Origin of the sequence: Streptomyces pimonensis (assembly GCF_041380215.1) — a bacterium.
Lineage (GTDB): Bacteria > Actinomycetota > Actinomycetes > Streptomycetales > Streptomycetaceae > Streptomyces > Streptomyces pimonensis.
Genome location: NZ_JAHWZY010000026.1, coordinates 16,254 through 31,305 on the forward strand (window position 1 = coordinate 16,254; position 15,052 = coordinate 31,305).

Annotated in this window: 12 protein-coding genes and 2 tRNA genes; 4 read left to right on the top strand and 10 right to left on the bottom strand. The window is 70.3% G+C overall.

What is annotated here, in order from left to right:
• Window positions 1–71: 71 nt before the first annotated feature.
• Window positions 72–2,696 carry a valine--tRNA ligase gene (locus tag KYY02_RS23320; RefSeq protein WP_371240947.1) on the bottom strand — a complete coding sequence of 875 codons (2,625 nt, stop codon included), beginning with the start codon at window positions 2,694–2,696 and terminating at the stop codon, window positions 72–74.
• A 138-nt stretch (window positions 2,697–2,834) separates the two neighbouring features.
• Here KYY02_RS23320 and KYY02_RS23325 point away from each other — a divergent pair, with 138 nt between their 5' ends.
• A complete protein-coding gene (locus KYY02_RS23325) occupies window positions 2,835–3,761 on the top strand; it encodes a hypothetical protein (protein ID WP_371240949.1) in 927 nt (308 codons plus the stop codon).
• A gap of 69 nt (window positions 3,762–3,830) precedes the next feature.
• On the opposite strand, the gene clpX is transcribed toward KYY02_RS23325, so the two are convergent.
• The 5 genes from clpX to KYY02_RS23350 form a co-directional block, all read right to left on the bottom strand.
• The gene (gene clpX, locus KYY02_RS23330) at window positions 3,831–5,117 is read right to left on the bottom strand and encodes an ATP-dependent Clp protease ATP-binding subunit ClpX (protein WP_371240951.1); all 1,287 of its coding nucleotides are present in this window, start codon (window positions 5,115–5,117) and stop codon (window positions 3,831–3,833) included.
• 180 nt (window positions 5,118–5,297) lie between these two features.
• Entirely contained in the window at window positions 5,298–5,990 is a 693-nt protein-coding gene (locus KYY02_RS23335) for an ATP-dependent Clp protease proteolytic subunit (RefSeq protein WP_371240954.1), read from the bottom strand.
• Between the two features lie 110 nt (window positions 5,991–6,100).
• Window positions 6,101–6,706 (bottom strand): ATP-dependent Clp protease proteolytic subunit, encoded by a 606-nt coding sequence (locus tag KYY02_RS23340; RefSeq protein WP_359191959.1) that lies wholly within the window; start codon window positions 6,704–6,706, stop codon window positions 6,101–6,103.
• Between the two features lie 351 nt (window positions 6,707–7,057).
• Entirely contained in the window at window positions 7,058–8,437 is a 1,380-nt protein-coding gene (gene tig / locus KYY02_RS23345) for a trigger factor (RefSeq protein WP_371240956.1), read from the bottom strand.
• 165 nt (window positions 8,438–8,602) lie between these two features.
• A tRNA-Pro gene (locus KYY02_RS23350) sits at window positions 8,603–8,679 on the bottom strand.
• Window positions 8,680–8,834: 155 nt separating this feature from the next.
• Between KYY02_RS23350 and KYY02_RS23355 the strand changes: the two genes are divergently transcribed.
• Window positions 8,835–8,905 (top strand) — tRNA-Gly (locus KYY02_RS23355).
• Between the two features lie 196 nt (window positions 8,906–9,101).
• On the opposite strand, the gene KYY02_RS23360 is transcribed toward KYY02_RS23355, so the two are convergent.
• On the bottom strand, window positions 9,102–9,296 hold the full coding sequence (locus KYY02_RS23360) for a hypothetical protein (protein WP_371240958.1): 195 nt from the start codon (window positions 9,294–9,296) through the stop codon (window positions 9,102–9,104).
• A 723-nt stretch (window positions 9,297–10,019) separates the two neighbouring features.
• Here KYY02_RS23360 and KYY02_RS23365 point away from each other — a divergent pair.
• Window positions 10,020–11,135: an acyltransferase family protein gene (locus KYY02_RS23365; RefSeq protein WP_371240960.1), complete on the top strand. Its 1,116-nt coding sequence runs from the start codon at window positions 10,020–10,022 to the stop codon at window positions 11,133–11,135.
• Here the strand turns inward: KYY02_RS23365 and KYY02_RS23370 are convergent.
• A complete protein-coding gene (locus tag KYY02_RS23370; RefSeq protein WP_371240963.1) occupies window positions 11,132–11,602 on the bottom strand; it encodes an HD domain-containing protein in 471 nt (156 codons plus the stop codon). The genes KYY02_RS23365 and KYY02_RS23370 overlap by 4 nt on opposite strands.
• Before the next feature lie 18 nt (window positions 11,603–11,620).
• Window positions 11,621–12,799, bottom strand: a complete 1,179-nt coding sequence (locus tag KYY02_RS23375; protein WP_371240965.1) for a SpoIIE family protein phosphatase — start codon at window positions 12,797–12,799, stop codon at window positions 11,621–11,623.
• Window positions 12,800–12,960: 161 nt separating this feature from the next.
• On the opposite strand from KYY02_RS23375, the gene KYY02_RS23380 reads away from it, so the two are divergent.
• Entirely contained in the window at window positions 12,961–14,211 is a 1,251-nt protein-coding gene (locus tag KYY02_RS23380) for a GNAT family N-acetyltransferase (protein ID WP_371240967.1), read from the top strand.
• Between the two features lie 3 nt (window positions 14,212–14,214).
• Here KYY02_RS23380 and KYY02_RS23385 read toward each other — a convergent pair whose 3' ends face one another.
• Complete coding sequence (locus KYY02_RS23385) at window positions 14,215–15,036, bottom strand: Fpg/Nei family DNA glycosylase (protein ID WP_371240970.1); 822 nt, start codon at window positions 15,034–15,036, stop codon at window positions 14,215–14,217.
• Between the last annotated feature and the right edge of the window lie 16 nt (window positions 15,037–15,052).

A 15,052-nucleotide genomic window follows, 5' to 3' on the forward strand; every position in this document is an offset into this window, starting at 1 on the left:
CGCGCCTGCGGGGTGCCACCGCGCCCGCCCGTGCCGCCCGGGCGGCGCGACTGCCCGCAGCTGTGGTGGGGTCACGCCGGAGGCAGGCGGTCGAGTTGGGACTGGATCCGGGTGATGTCCTCCTCCGCCTTCGCCAGGCGGGTGCGGATCTTGTCGACCACGTGGTCCGGTGCCTTCGACAGGAACGCCTCGTTGCCGAGCTTCGCCGTGGCCTGGGACTTCTCCTTCTCGGCGGCGGCGAGGTCCTTGGCCAGGCGCTTCCGCTCGGCGGCCACGTCGATCACACCGGACAGGTCCAGCGCGACCTCGGCACCCGCGACCGGCAGGGTCGCCGTGGCCGTGAAGGACTCCCCCTCCGGCTGGAGGCGCAGCAGCTGGCGAATGGCCGGCTCGTGCGCGGCGAGCGCCGTCCCGTCGAGCGTCAGGCGGGCCGGGACCCGCTGGCCCGGCTGGAGCCCCTGGTCGGCGCGGAAGCGGCGGACCTCGGTGATCACCGACTGGAGCGTCCCGATATCCCGCTCGGCGTCCGCGTCCCGGAAACCGTTGTCGGACGGCCAGTCGGCGATGACAACCGACTCGCCTCCCGTCAGCGTCGTCCACAGCGTCTCGGTGACGAACGGGACGACCGGGTGGAGGAGCCTGAGCGTGACGTCGAGGACCTCGCCGAGGACCCGCTTGCTGACCTCGGCCGGTTCCCCGCCCGCCTGGAACGTCGTCTTGGACAGCTCGACGTACCAGTCGAAGACCTCGTCCCAGGCGAAGTGGAACAGCGTGTCCGACAGCTTGGCGAACTGGAAGTCGTCGTAGTACGCGTCGACTTCGGCGACGACCGAGTTCAGCCGGGACAGGATCCAGCGGTCGGTCGGCGACATCCTCGACGCCTCCGGCAGCGGTCCCTCGACCGTCGCACCGTTCATCAGCGCGAAGCGCGTCGCGTTCCAGACCTTGTTGGCGAAGTTGCGCGAGCCCTGGACCCAGTCCTCGCCGATCGGCACGTCGACGCCGGGGTTGGCACCACGGGCGAGCGTGAACCTCAGCGCGTCGCTGCCGTACTTGTCCATCCAGTCCAGCGGGTTGACCGCGTTGCCGAAGGACTTCGACATCTTCTTGCCGAACTGGTCGCGGACCATGCCGTGCAGGGCGATGGTGTGGAACGGCGGGGTGCCGTCCATCGCGTACAGGCCGAACATCATCATCCGGGCGACCCAGAAGAAGAGGATGTCGTAGCCGGTGACCAGGACGGAGTTGGGGTAGAACTTCGCGAGCGACTCGGTCCGCTCGGGCCAGCCGAGCGTGGAGAACGGCCACAGCCCCGAGGAGAACCAGGTGTCGAGGACGTCGGTGTCCTGGTGCCAGCCCTCGCCGCTCGGGGCCTCCTCGTCCGGTCCGACGCAGACCACCTCGCCGCTGGGCCCGTACCAGACCGGGATGCGGTGACCCCACCACAACTGCCGCGAGATGCACCAGTCGTGGAGGTTGTCGACCCAGTCGAAGTACCGCTTCTCCATCTCCTGCGGATGGATCCTGACCTTGCCCTCACGGACCGCGTCGCCGGCCGCCTTCGCCAGCGGGCCGACCTTGACCCACCACTGCATGGACAGCCGCGGCTCGATGGTGGTCCTGCAGCGCGAGCAGTGGCCGACCGAGTGGGCGTACGGCCGCTTCTCGGCGACGATCCGGCCCTCGGCGCGCAGCGCGGCGACGATAGCGGAGCGGGCCTCGAGCCGGTCCAGGCCCTGGAAGGGGCCGTGGGCGGTGATGACGGCGTGCTCGTCCATCACGGCGATGGACGGCAGGTCGTGGCGCTGGCCGATCTCGAAGTCGTTCGGGTCGTGCGCCGGGGTGACCTTGACGGCGCCCGTGCCGAACTCGGGGTCGACGTGCTCGTCGGCGACGACCGGGATGGAGCGGTCGGTCAGCGGCAGCTTGATGAGCTTGCCGACCAGGTGCTTGTAGCGCTCGTCCTCGGGGTGGACGGCGACGGCCGTGTCACCGAGCATGGTCTCCGCGCGGGTGGTGGCGACGACGATGGTGTCGTCCCCGTCGCCGTACTTCATGGAGACGAGCTCGCCGTCGTCGTCCTGGTACTCGACCTCGATGTCGGAGATCGCGGTCAGACAGCGCGGGCACCAGTTGATGATGCGCTCGGCGCGGTAGATCAGCCCGTCGTCGTAGAGCCGCTTGAAGACGGTCTGGACGGCCCTCGACAGACCCTCGTCCATGGTGAAGCGCTCACGCGACCAGGCGACGCCGTCGCCGAGGCGGCGCATCTGGCCGGAGATCTGGCCGCCGGACTCGCCCTTCCACTGCCAGACGCGCTCGACGAACGCCTCACGGCCGAGGTCGTGGCGGGACTTGCCCTCCTTGGCGAGTTCCCGCTCGACGACGTTCTGCGTGGCGATGCCGGCGTGGTCCATGCCGGGCTGCCACAGCGTCTCGAAGCCCTGCATGCGCTTGCGGCGGGTGAGGGCGTCGATCAGCGTGTGCTCGAACGCGTGCCCGAGGTGCAGGCTGCCGGTGACGTTCGGCGGCGGGATGACGACGGTGTACGGAGGCTTCTCGCTCCCCGCGTCCGCCTCGAAGTAACCGCGCTCTACCCAGCGCTCGTACAGCGGCCCCTCCACATCGGCCGGCGCGTACTGGGTCGGCAGTTCGGTCGTGGGCGCTGGTGGCTCCTGCTGAGCGTTCTCGGTCACGGGGCCCAGTTTAGAGGCGTCACGAGCCTGTCCCGAAACGCGTTTCGTTTGTAACGGTGCGACCCCCACTGGCCTGAACGCATCCCTCCTGGGTCAGGATGTCGGCGACGCGTAAACATCTGGAGGGGGAACTCCGCAATGAGCTACAACCAGCCGGGCCCGTACGGGGGACAGCCCCAGCAGCCGGGGCCGTACGGCCAGCCGGGGCCCTACGGCCAGCCGCCGCAGGCTCCGCAGCCCGGCTACGGACACCCCCAACAGGCTCCCCCGCCCGGACAGCCCGGTTACGGCTACCCGCAGCAGCCCGGCCAGCCGCCGCAGCAGCCCCCCTACGGCCAGGCCCCGTACGGCATGCCGCCCCAGCCCCCCGCCCCGGACGGCGGCGGCAGGAAGGCCGGAATCGTCATCGGCGCGGTCGCGGTCGTCGCGGCCATCGGCGTGGGCGCGTACTTCGTGATCGGCGGGGGCGGCGGCGCGGGCGGCCTGGAGGACGACGGGGCGCACAAGCTGACGACGCCGGCGACCGTGCTCGGCGGCGAGTACAAGAAGGGCGACGCCGCGGACAGCGGCGGATTCGACGAGAGCGACGTCAAGGAAGCCGAGAAGCACGGCGTCAAGGACGCCAAGGACGTCAACGCCGGCTACCAGGCCGGGGACGAGTCCAACCCGCTCGCCATGAAGATGATCAACTTCATGGGGGTCCACGGCGACATCGACGACCCGGAGAAGGTCGTCGACGCCATGTTCGCCGAGATGAGGAAGAACGCCTCCGAGGACGAGGGGGAGGTCGTCGGCAGTCCGAAGAGCTACAAGCCGAGCGACCTGGACGGCGCGGTCCTGAAGTGCCAGGAAACGAAGATCAAGAACAGCGACCCCGGGTCGGGGGACACCGCCGTCGGACCGTCGGAGTTCAGCGTGCCGGTGTGCATCTGGGGTGACCACAGCACGCTGGGCGTCATCATCAACATCGAACTGGCCGATGCCATGGCCGGCAGGGCCACCGACCTGGAGAAGGCCGCCGAGCTGACCGCCAAGTTCCGCAAGGACGTCCGCGTCGAGGCCTGACGTGACGCGTGCACACGCGAAAGGGGCCCCGGCCGATGCCGGGGCCCCTTTCGCGTCGGTGCGGGGCGCCTACGCCGTCTTCTGCTCCCCGGAGCCCCGGCCGCGGGCGTCGCGCGGGATCAGGGTCGGGTTGACGTTGGAGAGGACCACGTCGGCGGTGATGACCACACGGGCGACGTCCTTGCGGGACGGGACCTCGTACATCACGCCCTGGAGGACCTCCTCCATGATGGCGCGCAGGCCGCGGGCGCCGGTCTGGCGCAGGATGGCCTGGTCGGCGATGGCCTCCAGCGCCTCGCGCTCGAAGTCCAGCTCCACGCCGTCGAGTTCGAAGAGGCGCTGGTACTGCTTCACCAGCGCGTTGCGCGGCTCGACGAGGATCTGGAGCAGGGCCTCGCGGTCGAGGTTGTGGACGCTGGTGATGACCGGGAGCCGGCCGATGAACTCGGGGATCATGCCGAACTTGACCAGGTCCTCCGGCATGACCTCCTCGAACTGGTCCTTGGACTCCCTCTCCCGCTTGGAGCGGATCGTCGCGCCGAAGCCGATGCCCTTGGCACCCGCCCGGCCCTCGATGATCTTCTCCAGTCCGGCGAAGGCGCCGCCCACGATGAACAGCACGTTCGTCGTGTCGATCTGGATGAACTCCTGGTGAGGGTGCTTGCGGCCGCCCTGCGGCGGGACGGAGGCCGTGGTGCCCTCGAGGATCTTCAGCAGGGCCTGCTGTACGCCCTCACCGCTGACGTCACGGGTGATCGACGGGTTCTCACTCTTCCGGGCGACCTTGTCGATCTCGTCGATGTAGATGATCCCGGTCTCGGCCTTCTTCACGTCGTAGTCGGCCGCCTGGATCAGCTTCAGCAGGATGTTCTCGACGTCCTCGCCGACGTACCCCGCCTCCGTGAGCGCGGTGGCGTCGGCGATCGCGAACGGGACGTTCAGCATGCGCGCGAGGGTCTGGGCCAGCAGGGTCTTGCCGGAGCCCGTGGGGCCCAGCAGGAGGATGTTGGACTTCGCCAGCTCGATGGCGTCGTCACGGCCCTGGGCGCCGCCGTTCTCGCCGGCCTGGACGCGCTTGTAGTGGTTGTACACGGCGACGGAGAGGGCCTTCTTGGCCGCCTCCTGCCCCACCACGTACCCCTCGAGGAACTCGTAGATCTCGCGGGGCTTGGGCAACTCCTCCCAGCGGACCTCGCTGGTCTCGGCGAGTTCCTCCTCGATGATCTCGTTGCAGAGATCGATGCACTCGTCGCAGATGTACACACCGGGCCCTGCGATGAGCTTCTTGACCTGCTTCTGGCTCTTGCCGCAGAACGAGCACTTGAGCAGATCGCCGCCGTCACCGATGCGTGCCACGGTGTGCTTCCCCTTCGCCTGGGAGACGCGGACGCGGGCGTCCGGCGGCTCCTGGTGCTGCCTTATGTCCGACGGTACCTTGCCGAGCCCCCCGTTCGGGCCCCCCTTGGCACGGTTCACTTTGACGTGGACCGTGCCAAACCGTGCCAAGGGGCGGCAGACGCCACTTCCCGTCCCGCGTCAGCGCAGGCTGGCGTTGTCCATCTTCCGGGTGGTGATGATCTGGTCGATCAGGCCGTACTCCAGCGCGTCCTCGGCCGTGAGGATCTTGTCACGCTCGATGTCCTCGCGGATCTTCTCGATCGGCCGGGTGGAGTGCTTGGCCAGCATGTCCTCGAGCTGCGTACGCATCCGGAGGATCTCGTTGGCGGCGATCTCCAGGTCGGAGACCTGACCGCGGCCGGTCTCGCTGTACGGCTGGTGGATCAGCACGCGCGCGTTCGGCAGCGCCATGCGCTTGCCGGGCGTGCCGGCGGCCAGCAGGACGGCGGCGGCGGAGGCCGCCTGTCCCATGCAGACCGTCTGGACGTCCGGCTTCACGTACTGCATCGTGTCGTAGATCGCCGTGAGCGCGGTGAAGGAGCCGCCGGGGCTGTTGATGTAGACCGAGATGTCCCGGTCGGGGTCCATCGACTCCAGGCACAGCAGCTGCGCCATGACGTCGTTGGCCGAGGCGTCGTCGATCTGGACGCCGAGGAAGATCACTCGCTCCTCGAAGAGCTTCGCGTACGGGTCGTACTCGCGGATGCCCTGGGAGGTGCGCTCGACGAAGCGCGGGATGACGTAGCGGGACTCGGCCGAGGGGCCGGTGTACCGGCCCTCGGAGGCGGCGGGCGTGCGGTCGTGCAGGCCGCTGCCGGGGAAGCTGTTCACGGTGTCTCCTGAAAGGGGCTGAGGCGGTCGGCTGGGGCTGCTGGGGCTTGCTTTCCGGGCCCCCGGGGCCCGGGGGCGTCCACGGGGCCGTGAGGGCCCCGTGAGGCCGCTCAGGCCCCGGTACCGCCGCCGCCCGGCATGCCGGCGGCCGTGGCGATCACGTCGTCGATGAGGCCGTACTCCTTGGCCTCGAAGGCGTCGAACCAGCGGTCGCGGTCGGAGTCGCGGGTGATCTGCTCGACCGACTGGCCGGTGTGCTGGGACGTCAGCTCGGCCATGCGCTTCTTGGTGTGCAGCAGACGCTCGGCGTGGATCTTGATGTCCGAGGCCGAGCCGGCGAGACCGGCGGACGGCTGGTGGATCAGGATCTCGGCGTTCGGCAGCGCGAAGCGCTTGCCGGGGGTGCCGGCGCTCAGCAGGAACTGGCCCATGGAGGCCGCCAGGCCCATGGCGATCGTCACCACGTCGTTCTTGATGTACTGCATGGTGTCGTAGATCGCCATGCCGGCCGTGATGGAGCCGCCGGGGCTGTTGATGTACAGGTAGATGTCCTTGTCCGGGTCGGAGGCAAGGAGCAGCAGCTGTGCGGTGATCTTGTTGGCAATGTCGTCGTCGACCGGCTGGCCGAGGAAGATGATCCGCTCGCCGAGCAGCCGGTTGTAGACCTGGTCGCCGAGGCCACCACCGATGGAGGGCTCGCCGGCGGCGGAGGGCATCAGATTCGTCACGTATCCACCTGCTCGTCTTGCGACGGCGCCGGGCCGTCTCACGTATCCCTGCGGGGGCCCCGGCGGTTCCGCCGTGGTTTCCTGGCTCCCCGTTATTCATGGACCCTAACGCGGTGGCTCCGCCGGAGAATCCCGGTAACGGGGGTGTTCGCCGGGGGCGTAGAGGGGCGCCTGTCCGGTTTACGGGCGGCCGCGGCCCGTGGGCGGCCGCGCACCCACGCGGCGGAGCCGCACACCGGTGCCGCCCCGCGCTCCCGGGAACGCCGTCCCGCCGTACGCCGAAGGGCCCCGGCGTGATCGCCGGGGCCCTCCGTACGCCGGTCAGGTGTGACGCGAGGGTCAGCCCTCGGTCTTCTCCTCGGCCGCGGCCCCGGTGGTCTCGGCCGACTCGGCGGCCTCGTCCTCGGCCTCGTCCTCGAGGTCGACGATCTCGCCGTTGGTGTCCTTGACCGTGGCCTTCTCGACCACGGAGGCCAGGGCCTTGCCGCGGGCGACCTCGCCGACGAGGAGCGGGACCTGGCCCTGCTCGACGACGGCCTGGGCGAACTGGTCGGGGGACATTCCGGAGGAGGAGGCGCGCCGCATGAGGTGCTCGGTGAGCTCCTCCTGGTTGACGTTCAGCTTCTCCTGCTTGACGAGCTCGTCGAGCACGAACTGGGTCTTGATGCCCTTGACCGCGGCCTCGCGGGTCTCGGCCTCGAACTCCTCCTCGGTCTTGCCCTGGATCTCCAGGTACTTCGCGAGGTCGAGGCCCATCTGGCCGAGCTGGTGGTGCTCGAGGTTGTGCTTGCGGGTGTTGATCTCGTCCTCGAGCAGCTTCTCGGGGACCGGGACCTCGACCAGCTCGAGCAGCTTCTCCAGGACGCGCTCCTGGGCCTGCGTGGCCTGGTCGTACTGCTTCATGTTCTCCAGGCGCTTGCGGCTGTCCGCCTTCAGCTCCTCGAGGGTGTCGAACTCGGACGCGAGCTGGGCGAACTCGTCGTCCAGCTCCGGCAGCTCACGGGCGGCGACCTGGGACACCTTGACGGTGACCTCGGCCTCCTTGCCGGCCGCCGAGCCGCCCTTGAGCTCGGAGGTGAAGGTGGCCTCGCCACCGGCCTCCAGGCCCTTCACGGCGTCGTCGATGCCGTCCAGCAGCTCGCCGGAGCCGACGGTGTACGACACGCCGTTCGCGACACCGTCCTCGAGGACCTCGCCGTCGACCTTGGCCTCCAGGTCGAGGGTGACGACGTCGCCGTCCTCGGCTGCACGCTCCACCGGGGAGGTGGAGGCGAAGCGCTCGCGGAGCTGCTCGACCGACTTCTCGACGTCCTCGTCGGTGACCTCGACGGCGTCGACCTCGACCTCGATGCCGGAGTAGTCCGGGATCTCGATGGCCGGGCGGATGTCGACCTCGGCGGTGAAGTTCAGCGTCTCGCCGTCCTTCAGCTCCGTGATGTCGACCTCGGGCTGGCCCAGCGGGCTCAGCTCGGCCTCGTTGACCGCGTCGGTGTAGAACTTCGGGAGGGCGTCGTTGACGGCCTCCTCCAGCACCGCACCGCGGCCGAAGCGCTGGTCGATGACCCGGGCCGGGACCTTGCCCTTGCGGAAGCCCTTCACCGTGACCTGCTGGTTGATCTTCTTGTACGCCGCGTCGAGGCTGTCCTTGAGCTCCTCGAAGGGCACCTCGACAGTGAGCCGAACCCGGGTCGGGTTCAGGGTCTCCACGGCGCTCTTCACGGTTCGGTCTCCTTGTGGCTGACTTCTCGGGTTCTGCCGGACCAGAGAGGCCCGGCCGATTCGCCGCCCGGAGGACTTCAGAGACACACAGGGCGCGCAGTTTGCATAGTAACGGCAGTGGCTACGGCACCCAAAAGGCGATCATCGCTGCATGAGGCAGGTGGCTGGTCGGGGTGGCGGGATTTGAACCCACGGCCTTCCGCTCCCAAAGCGGACGCGCTACCAAGCTGCGCCACACCCCGTCTGGTGCGACACGTAGGGTACATGCACCCGGGCGAAACGGCCGCCGCGTTTCGCGGGCGCGGGGGGCGGGACGGAAACGGGGTGTGCGACGAGGGCGTACGACCCGCTACGATGCCTGTCAGTGCCGCGGCCACCGACGCGCGGCGCGCTCCGTGCGGGCGTAGCTCAATGGTAGAGCCCTAGTCTTCCAAACTAGCTACGCGGGTTCGATTCCCGTCGCCCGCTCTGTACGGCCCAGGGCCAGGTCGGAGGATCGCTCCTCCGACCTGGCCCTGATCGTCTCCCGGGCCCCGCCCGGCCGGTTCCGCTCCTCGACCACCTACGGGCTCGCGGAGGGAAGAGGAGGCCGGGCGGCCGGGGCGGACGGGCCGGGGAGTGGCTCCCGGGCCGGGCCGGATCGTTTCCGCGGGGGCGGGCGGGGTCAGAAGCTGATGGAGTTGATCGTCTCGGCTATCGAGTTCAGGAACCGCTGGATGTCGTCGGCCATGCCGGTGGAGGCGAGGAAGAAGCCGAAGAGGATGGCGACGAGCGCCGGCCCCGCCTTGATGGAGCCGCTTCTCATCAACACCACCAGGATGATCGCCAACAGCAGCACCACAGACAGTGAAATGGCCACAACTGATCACACCCTCGGTCGGTTCCGCTTCCCCGGCCCGGGCGACGCGACCTCGCGCACCCCGCCAGAACCATCGTGCCACCAACACGGCCGCCGTATGCGGCGGCTGACGCATCATCCGTCCCGGTGCGACCGGGCCCGCCCGCACGCGGCCGTCCGCACGGGCCAACCACGCCATGCCGCACGGCAATTCGAAAGAACACCCGCCCAGGAATTCATCCGGATCGTTTCCGCCTCCGCACAATGCGTTCGCGACTGATCCGAATTGCCGCCACGAGCACCCCGACACCCCTTCGGACAATGCGGGAAATGCATATGGAATCTGGACATGTCACCGGAGCCACCTGCCGACCCCGCGCACGGTCCAGTCAGGACCAATCACGACAAATACGTCCTGCGTGACGTCCAAATCCCCTCTCCACGGATCGTGTTGGCCATCACGCCGCTCACGTCGCGAAATTCCCCCGATCCGGAGCACCCGAACCGAATACCGGGTACGACCTCGGGTGTTTTACGAAATCCCGCGGACAACGCTAGGGTGCCTCAGATGTTCCACGCTGCCTCGTCCCCCGCAAGCGCAGCGAGCTCACCGGTCGACTCCCCGGGCCCCCGTCGGGAGGGTCAGTGACGAACTCGCAGCAACCGTACGGCAACCGCAGAACGCCGCTCCCCCCGGCGCAGTCGCCGACGCCCGGAGCGCCGAGCACGGAGTCGGCGTCCAAAGTGCCGAGCCCGAACACGGAGAGCCTGCGCGGCGACCGGTCGGCGCCGTCCGGCAGACAGCGCGACGCGTTCTTCGACAACGCCAAGTACCTGGCGATCGTGCTGGTGGCGGTCGGACACGCGTGGGAGCCCCTCAAGGGCGACAGCCGGGTCCTGGAGGCGGCGTACACGGTCGTGTACTCGTTCCACATGCCGGCCTTCATCATCATCTCCGGCTTCTTCTCGCGCAGCTTCGACATGCGGCCCGACCGGCTGCGCCGGCTGATCACCGGCGTCGCCGTGCCGTACATCGTGTTCGAGACCGCCTACCCCCTGTTCCGGCGGGTCGTCGACGACGCCCCGGAGCAGAAGATCAGCCTGCTCGACCCCTGGTACCTGACCTGGTTCCTGGTCGCGCTGTTCGTGTGGCGGCTGACCACGCCGATCTGGAACGCGGTACGGCACCCGCTGCCGCTGGCCCTCGGCATCGCCATGCTGGCCAGTGCCACCCCCGCCATCGGCGACGACCTCGACCTGCAGCGCGTGCTGCAGTTCCTGCCGTACTTCGTGCTCGGTCTGTGCATGCGGCCGGACCACTTCCACCTGGTGCGCCGCCGGTCGGTGCGGATCGCGGCGGCGCCGGTGTTCGTGGTGGCGCTGGCCTTCGGCTGGTGGGCGGTGCCGCGGATGAACACCGCGTGGTTCTACCACCGTGACGCCGCGCAGGAGCTGGGCGCGCCGTGGTGGGCCGGTCCGGTCATGGTGCTCGCGATGTTCGGCTGCTCGCTGCTGCTGACCGCCTGCTTCTTCGCCTGGGTGCCGGGCCGTCGCACGTGGTTCACGGCGCTCGGCGCGGGCACGCTCTACGGCTATCTGCTGCACGGCTTCGTGGTGAAGGCCGGCGACTACCGGGGCTGGTTCGAGCACCCCGTGCTGCATCGGCCGCTCGGCGAGATCGCCGTGAGCGTCCTGGCGGCGGTCGTGGTGACGCTGCTGTGCACCGCCCCCGTACGGCGGGTGTTCCGGTTCGTGATGGAGCCGAGGATGGAGTGGGCGTTCAAGCGGGACGCCGCGGAAGCGGCCCGCGTACGCGAGCGGCAGGAGAGGAAGGGGACCCGCGAGAAGGTCTCCGTCTAGGAATCGCCCTCCCCCGCCTCGAGACCGAGGAGCGCGCGCATCCGCGCGTACTTCTCGGTCAGCCGTGTGCGGGTCGGCCCGTCCGGTACGGCCAGACGGGCCGGGTCGGCGTTGTGCGCCAGGTCCGCCTCCTTCACCAGCAGCGCGCCGGGCGTGGCGAGGATCCGGGCCGCGTACGTCTCGGGGGACTCCCCGGACCGTCTGGTGACCGCGAGGACGATGTCCTTGGTCCGCCGGGTCAGCGCGGCCTCCTCCAGCCAGCGCTGCGACAGTCCGTCGTCCTCGACGGCGTCGTGCAGCCAGGCCGCCGCGATCTGCTCCTCGTCGCCGCCGCGGGCCCGTACCCCCTCGGCGACGGCCCGGAGGTGTTCGGCGTAGGGCCGGCCCGCCTTGTCGGTCCGGCCGGTGTGCGCGGCGCGGGCGGTGGCCTCGATCTCGGCCAGGGGCAGCGGTGTCGTCCCGGTCATCCGCCCAGTGTGCACGGGTCAGCGGGCCGCCGCGGAGGTCGGGCCCTCCCGGCATATGAGCAACAGGGCCCGGTCGTCGTTGACGTCCTTGGCGACCGCCTCGATGAGGTGCCAGGCGGCTCCGTGGAAGCCGCCGACGACGTAGCGGTCGGCCTCGCCGGTGAGACGGTCGATGCCCTCCACGATGTCCCGGTCGGAGGTCTCCACCAGGCCGTCCGTGAACAGCATCAGCACGTCCCCGGGGCGCAGCGAGCCCTTCACCGAGTCGAACTGGGCGCCGTCGTACACACCGAGCAGCGGGCCGTCGGCCGCCTTCTCCTCCCAGCGTCCGCTGCCCGCGCTGAGCTGGAGGCCCGGCGGGTGCCCGGCGGAGTAGAGCTCGTAGTCGCCTGAGTCCAGGTCGAGCACCAGGTGGATGGAGGTGGCGAAGCCCTCGTCCCAGTCCTGGCGCAGCAGGTAGCCGTTGGCGGCCGGCAGGAAGGCGTGCGGCGGGAGACTGCCGAGGAGGCCGCCGAAGGCGCCCGACAACAGCAGGGCGCGCGAGGCGGCGTCCATGCCCTTGCCGGAGACGTCGGTGAGTACGACCTCCAGGGTGCGCCCGCCGTTGGTGCGGGCCGCGACCACGAAGTCGCCCGAGAAGGACTGTCCGCCCGCCGGACGCAGGGCCATCTCGCGGTGCCAGCCGTCGGGGAGTTCCGGCAGCTTGCTCTGCACCCGGATGCGTTCGCGCAGGTCGAACAGCATGGTGCCGCCGCGCCGCCAGGGCACGCCCACCCGGCTGCGGAACTGGGCGACGAGCAGCCCGAAGAAGCCGCAGGCGGCGACGGTGAGGACCACACCGGGTGTGACGCGGGCCGCGCCCTCGGTGTAGGGGCCGAGCCACACCGACTCCACGATCAGCGCGGTCGCCGCGGCGGCGTACAGGCCGAGCAGGCTCGCCGGGCGCAGCAGCAGGCCGCCGGCGACGATCGGGAGGACCAGAGCGGCGGGCGCGCACCACACGGAGTTGGTGAGCGTCCCGGCCGCGATCAACGGGACGGTGAAAAGCAGTCCGGCGAACGCGACCCAGTCGGAGCCGTCCCCGCGGAAGTAGTCGACGGCGGACCGGCGCATGCCGACGCGGGCCCGGTGCCACTGCTTCTTCAACCGGGCCGTGAACGTGCCGGCCTCCGCGCGCCGCTCTCGTCCTGCTGCCATTAGTTCGGGACCTTATCCATCGGACCGGCCACTTGGCACGGGAGGTCCTGGTTGTCCCCTTGTCGGGGCCGACTTCACAGTCAACTTCACCGGACGCCGTCGTGGGGCCGCACGGGAGAAATTGCCTCGCCCGTCCTGTGCGGCCCTGGTAGGCATGAGCCATGGCGATCGAACAGGTGGACCCCGTAGTCGAGCTTCGAGTGCTACAGCCGGATGAATGGGGCAAGTGGTACGCGAACCTGAGCCGCGCGTTCGGCGGTGCCGAGGAGGCGGACGAGGAACGCGAGCTGTGGAACTCGCTCACCGAGCACGACCGTTCCCTGGGGGCCTGGGCCGGCGACGAGTGCGTGGGGACGGCGGGCGCGTTCTCTTTCCGGCTGACCGTCCCCGGCGGTGACTCCGTGCCGGCCGCGGGCATCACGGGCGTCAGTGTGGCCGCCACGCACCGGCGGCGCGGCGTGCTGAGGACGATGATGCGCCGCCAACTGGACGACGTCCGGTCCTGGGGCGAGCCGCTGGCGGTGCTCACCGCCTCCGAGCCGGCGATCTACGGCCGGTTCGGGTACGGGGCGGCCACCTTCCAGCTGAACGCCGAGATCGACACGAGTCGTACGCGTCTGTCTGTCCCGCCCGGCACGGACGGCGTACGGGTGCGGTACGCGGCCCCCGCCGACGTGCTCGACCGGTGCGAGGCGGTGTACGCCCGGCTCGTGCCGGGCCGGCCGGGGATGCTCGCGCGGCAGCCGGGCTGGGAGCGGCTGGGGACGCTGGACCCGGCGGGCAGCCGGGGCGGGGCGTCGCCGTTGCAGGGCGTCGTCGCCGAACGGGACGGCGAGACCGTCGGGTACGCGTGGTTCCGGGTGAAGGGGGACCACGGTCCGGCGGGGCACGAGGGGTCGGTGGTCCTGAGCGCCCTGGCCGCGCTGGACCCGGCGGCCGAGGCGGCGCTGTGGCGGTTCCTGTTCGGCATCGACCTGACGTCGACGCTGGTGGCGCGCGGCCGGCCGGTCGACGAGGCGTGGCAGTACATGGTGTCGGACATCCGCCGGTGCCGACCGGAGACACAGGACGCGCTGTACGTACGGCTGGTCGATGTCGGGGCGGCGCTCCAGGCGCGGACGTACCGGGCGCCGGTGGACGTCGTGTTCGAGGTGGAGGACGCCTTCTGCCCCTGGAACGCGGGACGTTGGCGGCTGAGCGGGGACGCCAAGGGCGCGTCCTGCGAGCGTACCGACGACCCGGCCGATCTCGCCCTGTCGGTGCGGGAGTTGGGCGCCGCCTATCTGGGCGGTGTGAGCCTCACGGCGCTCGCGGCGGCCGGTCGGGTGGACGAGCTGCGGCGGGGCTCGCTGGCGGAGGCGTCCCTGGCCTTCGGGAGCGATCCGGCGCCGTGGCTGCCGCACGGCTTCTGAGCCTCAGCGGCGCTGGCAGCCGGGGCACCAGAAGAGGTTGCGGGCGGCGAGGTCTGCGGTGCGGATCTCGCCGCCGCAGATGTGGCAGGGCAGGTGGGCCCTGCGGTAGACGTACACCTCGCCGCCGTGGTCGTCGACGCGCGGCGGACGCCCCATCGCTTCCGGGGTGTGTTCCGGGCGGACGGTGTCGATGCGGTTGTTGCGCACGCCTTCGCGCATCAGCGCGACCAGGTCGGCCCAGAGGGAGTCCCACTCGGCCGGGGTGAGGTCCCGGCCCGCGCGGTACGGGTCGATCCGGTGCCGGAAGAGGACCTCGGCGCGGTAGACGTTCCCCACGCCCGCGATGACCTTCTGGTCCATGAGGAGGGCGGCGATCGTCGTGCGGCTGCGGCCGATCCTGCGGTACGCGAGGGACGGGTCGGCGTCCGGGCGGAGCGGGTCGGGGCCGAGGCGGTCGTGGACCGCCTGCTTCTCGCCGTCCGTGATCAGGGCGCAGGTGGTGGGGCCGCGCAGGTCGACGTAGGACGTGGCGTCGGCGAGGCGAAGTCGGACGGTGTCCGTGGGCGGTGGCGCCGGGGCCGGGCCGAAGACGACCTTGCCGAAGAGGCCGAGGTGGATGTGGACCCACTCGGCGGGCTCGGTGTCACCGAAGCCGAGGAACAGGTGCTTTCCGTGGGCGTCGGTGGTGCGCAGCGGCGTGCGGTCGAGGAGGGCGGCGGCGTCGGCGAACTTGCCCTGGGGGCTGGTGACGCGGAGGGGGGCGCCGGCGGCGAAGGCGGCGGCGTAGTCCGCGGCCAGCCGGTGGATGGTGTGGCCTTCCGGCACGGGGGTGTCCTTCCAA